Annotated in this window: 6 protein-coding genes; 4 read left to right on the top strand and 2 right to left on the bottom strand. The window is 67.9% G+C overall.

Annotated elements, in window-relative coordinates:
• From AC08OO_RS20320 to drmC, 4 genes are all read left to right on the top strand, one after another.
• A partial coding sequence (locus AC08OO_RS20320; RefSeq protein ID WP_476611249.1) for a recombinase family protein occupies positions 1–1,446 on the top strand: 1,446 nt, incomplete at its 5' end.
• Positions 1,427–5,143: a DISARM system helicase DrmA gene (gene drmA / locus AC08OO_RS20315; protein ID WP_476611250.1), complete on the top strand. Its 3,717-nt coding sequence runs from the start codon at positions 1,427–1,429 to the stop codon at positions 5,141–5,143. The genes AC08OO_RS20320 and drmA, both read left to right, overlap by 20 nt.
• Complete coding sequence (gene drmB, locus AC08OO_RS20310; RefSeq protein ID WP_476611251.1) at positions 5,143–7,173, top strand: DrmB family protein; 2,031 nt, start codon at positions 5,143–5,145, stop codon at positions 7,171–7,173. Before drmA ends, drmB begins: the two co-directional genes overlap by 1 nt.
• Positions 7,163–7,867, top strand: a complete 705-nt coding sequence (drmC, locus tag AC08OO_RS20305) for a DISARM system phospholipase D-like protein DrmC (RefSeq protein WP_476611252.1) — start codon at positions 7,163–7,165, stop codon at positions 7,865–7,867. Before drmB ends, drmC begins: the two co-directional genes overlap by 11 nt.
• A gap of 405 nt (positions 7,868–8,272) precedes the next feature.
• Here drmC and AC08OO_RS20300 read toward each other — a convergent pair whose 3' ends face one another.
• On the bottom strand, positions 8,273–8,488 hold the full coding sequence (locus AC08OO_RS20300; protein ID WP_476611253.1) for a DUF397 domain-containing protein: 216 nt from the start codon (positions 8,486–8,488) through the stop codon (positions 8,273–8,275).
• Positions 8,485–9,351, bottom strand: a complete 867-nt coding sequence (locus AC08OO_RS20295; protein ID WP_023841640.1) for a helix-turn-helix domain-containing protein — start codon at positions 9,349–9,351, stop codon at positions 8,485–8,487. The genes AC08OO_RS20300 and AC08OO_RS20295 overlap by 4 nt, the downstream gene beginning before the upstream one ends.
• Positions 9,352–9,575: the final 224 nt, after the last annotated feature.

The following is a 9,575-nucleotide window of genomic DNA, read 5'->3' as shown; positions in this document are numbered from 1 at the left end:
GCCGAAACCGTTGCACTGATTGGTATGAAGCCCAACCAGGCTCGTCGGTGTGTCCTGTACGCGCGGCTGAGCGTCACCAAAGAAGAGTCCGTCTCGATCGCTCGGCAGCTGCAGTCCTGCCGAAGGTACGCCGATGCGCGCGGCTGGGAGATCGTCGGTGAGTTCATCGACGACGGCGTCTCCGCGACCGTCAACCGGCCTGAGAACCGCAAGGGGTGGGCAGCGCTTCTCGCCGCGGACAGCTTCGATGCCGTGGTGATCTGGAAGGTGGACCGGCTTGCGCGGCGCGTCCTGGACTTCCTCCACGCGGACGAGGCACTTCAGAAGCGCGGTGCGGGTCTCGTCGCGGTCGAGGATCCGATCGACATGACCAGCCCGCAAGGCCGCGCGTTCGCGGTCATGCTCGCCGTGTTCGGGGAGATGGAGGCGGAGGCCATCCGGGCACGCGTCCGCGCGGCACGGGCGCAGCTGCTGAAGGACGGCCGCTGGCCGGGCGGAGGTATCCCATACGGCTACCGCTCGATCGCGAACCCGGCTGGTCCGGGCCGGGTGCTGGTCAAGGACCCCGAGCGCGTCCGGTGGCTCACGGAGGCAGTCCACATGGCGTTGCAGGGTGCCACCGTCAACGCGATCGCCACGTGGCTGACCGACAGTGGCGCGCCGCTTCCCCGCCGTCAGGCCGTGCGGCAAGTGGCGACGGATGCCACCTGGAACCGCCAGACAGTCGACGGATTGCTTCGGAACCCCGTCCTGGCGGGGATGACGCCGCATAACCCGGGAAGGGCGAAGAGCGCCAAGCGCGCGGACCCCTTCGCGGTACTCCGCGACGAGCACGGCCGCCCGGCTGTCAACGAGTCGTTGGCTGTGATCGCCGTCGAGGAGTTCGCAGCGTTGCAGCGCATGCTTGACTCGCGCACCAGCCCGCAGGCCCGCAAGCGAGGCGACCGGCAGGCGACGAGCCCGTTCCTGTCGCGCGTCGCGCGCTGTGACGAGTGCGAGGTGTACCTGTGCCGTGGGACGAACCAGAAGCGCCCCGTGCTCTACTGCCCGCGGTGCAGGCAGGTGATCGGCCGTACCTCGCTTGACCCCTATCTCGTGCGGCGTCTTCTCGCAGAGCGGGGCGGCGAGCTGCTCGGCGAGGCGACCGTGGAGGACAGCTGGGCTGCCGCCGGTGCTGACGTGTCGGCCCGGCGCACCGTCTTCCTGACGCAGTTGGAGAGCCTGCGCATCCGTCGTGGCGTCGTCGGGCGCTACTTCGACGACGAGCGAGTTCTGCTCAGGTGGCGCCCCGCTGGCGTCGGTCAGCAGGCTGACCTGCTGGTAGCTCGAAACGTGGCTGACGCACACGCCGAGGTACTCAGGACCTTTCCCGCTCCCAGTCCGACACCGCGATCAAGATCGGACCGCTATGGCAGACTTCTGACCCGTGACGGAGGGAACCACTGAGGCGGCAGGATCGCGGGCGTCCTACGAACTGAACTACGACCTGGACGGCTCGCCGTACGCGGTGCGGGAGAACCTCGTCGACATCCTGGAGCGGGAATTGCTCGGTCCGATTCACGGGCCCGACGAGGTTCTACCGTTCCCCCCGCGTCAGCTGTACCTCCTTGGTCACATCGCTCCGGTCAAGCTGACGAGCACGTCGGCGTCCGCGCTCGATCAGGAGGACGCCGACGACCTGACCGAGGTGCGGCTTGACGGCGACGGTGGCGCAGCCAAGGCACGGGGTGTCCCGACGGTGGCCGCGGACGATGGTGACGCGGATGCGGAAGACGATGACGCCGAGGACCGCGCCCCGAAGCAGGGGCTGATGATCCCTGCGTCGATGGGGTTACGTTTCCAGGTGCCCACCGATCTTCCCTCGTTCACGGTGACGGCGTCTTGGGGGACGTACGAGGCGGTCGTGACGGACAAGGTCACGAAGGCTGGGCGCCCCGTTCGCCACTACCAGCGAATCCCGGTCGAGGAGTCACGAACGGTCGTGCTGGCGGACCTGCTGCCAGGGCATACGGCAACGGTCGTTCTTCGCGATGCGATCTGCCTGCGCATTGACCGTTACGACGACCCCGAGTACGGCCGGGTGCTGGTGGAGATCGCGCTGTGTAATGACCGGGAGACGCCGCTGCCAATCCCGTTGAACATGTGGATGTTCCAGACCAAGCTGCGCGTGGACGCCTGCGGGGCCGAGGTGTTTCTGCCGGTGCGTGATGTGCTGGAGCACGAGTGGCCGGAGCATGACGAGGAGGTGCGCCGCCTCGATCTGCAGTACCGGGACCGGCTGGAGTTCGCGATCGGGCGCACCTGCTCGGCTGACTGGGTGACGCGTAAGGGTGCGCGGCGGGCGGCCGAGGTGTCGACTGTCTGGCTGCCGGTCGCCGAGACGCCGCAGACGCGGGCCGGTGAGGTCGAGGGCGCGACGCTGTCGATGAAGTCGCTCTCGGAGATTGCGCCCGAGGAACTGCGGTCCGGGCTGGTGCCGCTCGTGTCCGGCTACGGTGCCTGGCTCGACCGCCAAGAGGCTACGGCTCATACGCTGCCGCCGCACCTGCGTGAGACGGCGGAGATCGTGCTGTGGGAGGCGCGGCAGGCTCACCAGCGTCTGGCCGCCGGGCTGGAGTTTGTTGCTTCCAACGTGACGGCGTTGCGGTGCTTCTGGTTCATGAACCGGGTGATGCGCGACCAGCGCATCGCCTCGCAGGTGGCGGAGGCGCGCAAGTCCGACTCCGCGCTGTCGCTCGCCCAGGTGCGGCAGCGGCTCGAAGCGGCCGAGGCGAACGGCAAGCCGGTGGCGTCGTGGCGTCCGTTCCAGCTCGCGTTCATTCTCATGCAGCTCGGTGTGCTCACCGACCCGACGGCGACGCTGCGCAGCGCCGAGCACCAGGCCCGGGTCGAGCTGCTGTTCTTCCCGACGGGTGGTGGCAAGACCGAGGCATATCTGGGGCTTGCCGCGTACACCTTCGCGATCCGCCGACGGCAGGCCGTGGTCGCGTCGACGGATGGGCCGTTGAACGGCGGCGACGGCGTCTCGGTGTTGATGCGGTACACGTTGCGGCTGCTCACCGCCCAGCAGTTCCAGCGCGCGACCGCGCTGGTGTGCGCGGCCGAGCTAGCCCGTCGCGAGGACGAGGCGACGTGGGGCACGGAGCCCTTCCGCATCGGACTGTGGGTGGGTACGGACGTGAGCCCCAAGCGGTACGAAGAGGCTGAGGAGCAGCTCAAGAAGGTCAACGACGGCGCGTCGCACCGCCTGACCGTGCTCCAGATTCAGCGGTGCCCGTGGTGCGGCGCCGAGATCACCTCGGCGCATGTGAAGGGCGACCCCACCACGCGGCGTGTGTTCGTTCACTGCGGCGACGAGCTGGGGCGCTGCCCGTTCGCCAAGGGCGGCGGCGTGCCCGAGGGACTCCCGGTGCTCACGGTGGACGAGGAGATCTACCGGCTGACTCCGGCTTTCGTCATCGCTACCGTCGACAAGTTCGCGCGGCTTGCCCGCGAGGGCGAAGCGGCGTCGTTGTTCGGGTACGTCAGCAAACGGTGCGGGCGGCACGGGTATGTGCACCCCGACTACGCCGGCTGCACGGTCAGCTCACATCCGAAGACCGGTAGCCACGCCGCTGCGGCAGTAGTACCCGTTGGCCGGCTGCGCCCGCCGGACCTGATCATTCAGGACGAGCTGCATCTCATCACCGGGGCGCTTGGTACGGCGGTCGGGCTCTTCGAGGTCGCCGTCGAGACGTTGTGCTCCTGGGAGAACCCGGCCGGCAGGCCGGTCAGGCCGCTCATCGTCGCGTCGACGGCGACCGTGCGTAACGCCGGTGAGCAGGTGCGGGCCCTGTACGGGCGGCAGGTCGAGATCTTCCCCCCGCAGGTGCTGAACGTGGCCGACACGTTCTTCTCCCGCGAGGTGCCGGTCTCGGCCGAGAACCCCGGGCGCCGATACGTCGGGGTGAGCGCGCAGGGTGTGCGCCTGTCGAGTGCGGAGATCCGGGTCGCGGAGGTGCTGCTGCTGGCCGGGCAGCTGCTCTTCGAGCGCGCCGGCATTGAGGCCGACCCGTACATGACCCTGGTGGGCTACTTCAATGCCACCAGGGAGCTGGCGGGCATGCGCCGGTACGTGGACGACGACGTCAGCACACGCGTCGGCAACCCGCGGCAGGACTCAGGCTTCCCTCGGCGGTACGGCACCGCGTTTGGGAGCCTGAACGTGGCCGAGTTGACGTCGCGCATCTCCGGCGCTGACATCGGCAAGACCCTCGACCGGCTCGGGCTCGGGTTCGACCCTGGCTACGATAGCATCGGCGCGTTCCAAGCCCGCATCGCCGCGAGCCGCGCAGGCCAGCGGCCCGCGTCGCGCGACGGCGAGGCGCCGTTCGACGTCGTCCTGGCGACCTCGATGCTCCAAGTCGGCGTGGACGTGCAGCGCCTCGGCCTGATGCTGGTGGTCGGCCAGCCGAAGAACACCGCCGAGTACATCCAGGCCTCCTCCCGGGTCGGCCGTGACGCCGCCCGGCCAGGGCTTGTCGTGGCGCTGGGCAACTGGGCCCGGCCTCGCGATCTGGCGCATTTCGAGCAGTTTCAGCACTATCACGACACGTTCTACAGGCAGGTGGAGGCGCTGTCGGTCACGCCGTTCTCGCCGACCTCGCTGGAGCGCGGGCTGGACGGCCTGCTCATCAGCGTCGCCCGCGTTGCCCAGGCCGTGGTCGCCGGAGGAGTCTCGCCGGAACGGGAGGCGGGCCGGATCGGTCCGCAGCACGACGCGATCACTGCACTGGTCAACCGGCTCAAGGTACGTATCCTGGCCGCATCGCAGGATGAGGATCTGACCAAGCGCGCGAGCGACCTGCTGACCAACCGCATCGATCGGTGGGCGAGTCGAGCTGGGTACGCCACCGAGATCCACAAGACACTCGTTTACGAACGCACCGGTGAGGGCGACAAGTACCTGCCATTGATCATCAGCCCCGAGAACCACCGGGCCAATGTCGGCAGCGCGGCGGAAGCGCCATTCGTGATCGCGAACTCGATGCGTGAGGTACAGCCCGAGATCAACATTCTCGTCTCGCCGGTGGCGGAGCGCTTGGTTGCGCGTACCCCGGCTGGCGTCGACAACTGGACCTTGCCCGCCGGGGAGGACGAGTGATGACCGACATCGCCACCGCCGCGCTGCAGGACAACAACGAACGCTTGGACCCGCTCGGCGACGCAGAGGACGGCAACGTCAAGAACCGCGCCAAGGTCGGCTCCGCGCGCCCCTCCTCGCTGCTCTACACCTACGGACCCGGCGCGATCATGGACCTGCCTAGCTTCTCGGTGATGCCCGCCGGGCTGGACGACTGGGAGCCGATCTGGAAGCGGCGCGAGGTCGTCCCCACGATCCTTGAGCCTCGGCTGCTGAACGTCGTGCGTCTTCACCTCGGACCGCAGGTGGAGGCGTTGAGGCCATTCCCGTGGCAGCCGAAGAAGGGATCGCTGTCGACCGAGGGCTCCGACCTGGGACTTCCGGCGCGGGTCTTCCCGCAATGGTTTCGTTGCACGGGGTGCGACTACCTCGGCCCGCTCAGCCGGTTCACCTACACCAACACCCACCCATTCCGGCCGGACCTGGCCCAGTTCACCCACACGTCGTGCCCCGGCCGTGGCGGCCGTGGCAGGCGTAAGAGCAGCCCAGCTGTGCCCGCACAGCACCTGCTGACCTGCACCAACGGCCACCTCGACGAGTTCCCCTACACCCTGTGGGTACACCGCGGCGCCAAGTGCCCGAGCGCGGAAACACCCGACCTGAAGATGCGTGACGCGAACGTCGGCAAGAGCGTCGGATCGACGATCATCTGCCCGGCCTGCGGCGCGAGCCGGGGGATGGCCGAGGCTATGGGAGCGAAGGGCCGCGAGAAGATCCCGCAGACTTGCCGTGGCCGCCACCCGCACCTGGGCGCTTTCTATTCCGGATGTCAGGCCCGCCCCGCACTGATCATGATGGGCGCGTCGAACCTCTGGTTCCCCTCGACGCAGAGCATCATCGTCATGCCACGGTCCGACGCCGAGAAGAAGGAAGTCCTCGCCGACCAGCTGCGCGTCGAACTCGGCATCGAGCAGGTAAAGCAGTTCGGCGACCAGATTCCCGTCATCCGTGCCCTGGCAAGCGCCCGCAATGTCGACGTGACCGGACTCACCGACGCAGACATTGCCGCCACCGTGGCGGAGGTGCTCGCGCCGCCAGAGTCCGAGGAAGAACGCGAGAAGCGGCGCGCGGACTGGGACCCGATCGAGCTGCTCATACCCGAGTGGCGTTACCTCCAGAAGCCGGCGCTGTTCCCGGAGCAGCAGAACAACACCGGACTGATGGTGACCGAGATGCAGCGCGGCCCCGACCTGCACCCGCACATCGCCCGGGTGGTCGGGGTGAACCGGATGAAGCGTGTCAACGCCGTGCTCGGCTTCACCCGCCTGGACGAGATGGACCGCGTCAGCGACGTCGCCTCACGTCTGGTCGCCCTCACCCACAACGGGAAACCGACCTGGGTACCCGCCACCGAGGACCGGGGGGAGGGCATCTTCCTCCAGTTCGACCTCGACGCCGTCGCCCAGTGGGAGAGCGCGGTTGAGGGCACCGCGCTCTGGGAAGCGCACAGGCAGGCACACCGGCGCAACTTCGCCCGGCGGTTCTCCGAGACCGCCAAGATCGTGGACCCTGACACCCGCCTGCCCGGACCGCGGTACTGGCTCGCGCACACGCTCTCGCACATCCTCATCCGGGAGATGGCGATGTACTCCGGGTACGGAGCCGCCAGCCTTACCGAGCGCATCTACGCCTGGGATGAGACCCCACAGCGCGAGGCAGCGGCAGGCCTGCTCATCTGCACAACTGCTTCCGACAGCGAAGGCACCCTCGGCGGGCTCGTGGCGCTCTCCGAGCACGCCCGGCTCCAGGGAATCGTGCTCTCGGCCCTGCGCCGCGCCGCGCGCTGCTCGTCGGACCCGGTCTGCGCGACGCGTACCCCGTCCGACCCGGAGGACTTCCTTCATGGGGCCGCCTGCCACACGTGCTGCTTCGCTTCCGAGACCTCGTGCGAGAAGGCCAACCGGTTCCTCGACCGACGGCTTCTGCTCGACCTCCCTACCTCGAACGGCCCGACCGTGCCCGGATTCTTCGGCAAGATCCATGCGACCTGACCCGTTCGCCGAACTGGGCAGCTACCTCACCGCCACCGAGGCGGAGCGGCTTGCCGTGCAGTTCGACACTGGTCAGCACACCATACGGGCGCTCAGCGAGATCGCCGCAGGACGCAGGGACACCGCCAAGCAGTTGCTCGCCGCGGCGGGGCTCGGGCATACCGACCGGGAGCGCGCCGTGGGTGTGCTGCGCGCCATCGCTGGCGCGAAGGCAGTACTCCGCGAACTCACGCCAGTGTGGACCATGCCTGGCAACGAAGCGAACATCGGCCACCTCACGAGCGAGTTCGCCCGCGTCGTGCGCGCTGCCCGTCAATCGGTGACCGCGGCGACGTACAACTTCCAGGATTCGTCGCGGATGTGGACCGTGCTCAGGGAAGCGTCCGAACAGCCTGGTGTCGTGGTCACCGTATACGTCGACGGCAACATCGCCGACGCTGCCGGGGTGAAGGCACAACTCCCGCGGGCGACCGTCTACCGCTCCGCCGAGCTGCCGAATGGAAAGCGTGTAGTCAGTCACGCGAAGTTCATCGTGATCGACCACGAGCTGCTTCTACTCACCAGCGCGAACTTCAGCTACTCCGCCGAGCACCTCAACATCGAGTTCGGCGTCCTCGTCCGCGACTCGGCCTTGGCCGAATCCGTCGAGGCCACCATGACGAGCAAGCATGGGTCGCTGTACGAGCTGCTGTAGCCCCAACGCCTTTTGGACGCTTGCGTCCTCTCCAGACAGGGGCCCGCTGGCGCTGCAGTAACCGTCGAGCCAGCGTCGGCGCGGCGCCGTCCCATCGTAGGCCACCAGCCGCTCGACGGTCGACGACCAGTTCCAGCGAAGCCCGAGTAGTGCCACTGGCCCTTCCGCCAACAGACTCGCGGATCGGTAGTCCATCGACGACTTCGTCCACGGTCAGCCGGCCCGTCGTCGTGTCGACAACCGCGCCGTCGTCGACGCGGTACCGCACCCGCATCCAGCGGGTCCGCTGTCCAAGGCCGGTCGCCATGCCACCGATCTTCCTTAGTCCGCCAGAGGACCACCGCTCGACGCTCCAGTAGGCGTCATCTCATCTGATGAAGCCGGCAGATCTTTCGAGAACCTACATCAGGAGTCGAACTCGCCGTCACGCACTCCCGCGACGAACGCGGTCCACTCGGCCGCGGTGAAGACGAGGATCGGGCCGCCGCGGTCCTTGGAGTCCCGGACCGCGCGTCCGCCCTCGGGCAGGGAGGCGACCTCCACGCACGCGCCACTACCGTTGGTGTAACTGGACAACTGCCAGGAGAGGCCGTCCCGGTCAAACTCGATCTTGCTGGTCATGACTGCTCCCTCGACAAGCTCGCGATCATCTCGGCGGATGCGCTGGGGTTGAGCGCAAGGGCTCGTAGATGGTCGAGCTTGTCTCTATATTGCCGCACCTCGTCGGGCTTCTCCACGTACAGGCTGCCCGTCAAGACCTCCACGTAGACGACTTCTGGATCATCAGGGTCCGGGAACCCCAGATGCGTGAAGGAGGTTCCGAGTGCGGCATGCCCGCCGACGTCGAACGGTAGCACCTGGATCGTGACGCTCGGTTGGGCTCCGGTGTCCACCAGGTGCCTGAGCTGGGCGTTCAGCACGTCGCGCCCGCCGATCGGCCGGCGGAGCGCGGCTTCGTCGAGCACGACCCACAGCCGCGGTGGCTGCGGCCCGTTGAGAAGGCGTTCCTGGCGGCTTGTTCGCAGAGTCACGCGGCGGTGTACCTCCTCGTCGGGCAACTCCGGCCACGTCGAGCGGATCACGGCGGCGGCGTACTCCGGTGTCTGGAGCAGTCCTTCCACGAGTGAGGACTGGTAGGTGTTGATCGACGAGGCGTCGGCTTCCAGGCCGATGTAGACCTCCATCCAGCGCGGGACGACGTCACTGAAGCTGCGCCACCAGCCTTGCCGACGTGTCTCCTTGGCAAGCGTGAGGATCGCCTCCCGCTGCTCGGTGTCCTGTACGCCGTAGACGGCCAGGAGATCGGCCACATCGACGGCGCGGACGGCGACCCGCCCGTTCTCGATCCGACTGATCTTGGCATCAGACGCACGGATGGCCTGTCCCGCCTCCTCGGCGGTCAGGCCGGCCGCCTCCCGCAACCTGCGCAGCTCTACCCCGAGCCGACGGCTGCGCACCGTCGGCCCTGCTGATGACTTCGCCACGCTTCCTCCGCCACCGGACGCCCGACATCTGATCGCAGTCTGCCAGCGTCTGGGTCCGGTTCGCTGGCCTCTCACATCCACCATAAGCAAGGCTACAGATGCAGTTGCATTTAAAGGTACAGAGGTCCATCATCACCCTTCGAGGGCGCTCCGGTGCAGACGGGGCCGCTCGTCGGCCTGGGGTTCGTCGTGCCGGGGCGTCCTCCTCGCAGTCAGCTGTCCCC

The organism is Frankia sp. CeCAU1, assembly GCF_977971845.1.
Note: the sequence above shows the minus strand (reverse complement) of the source record. Positions and strands in the feature narration are given on the sequence as shown.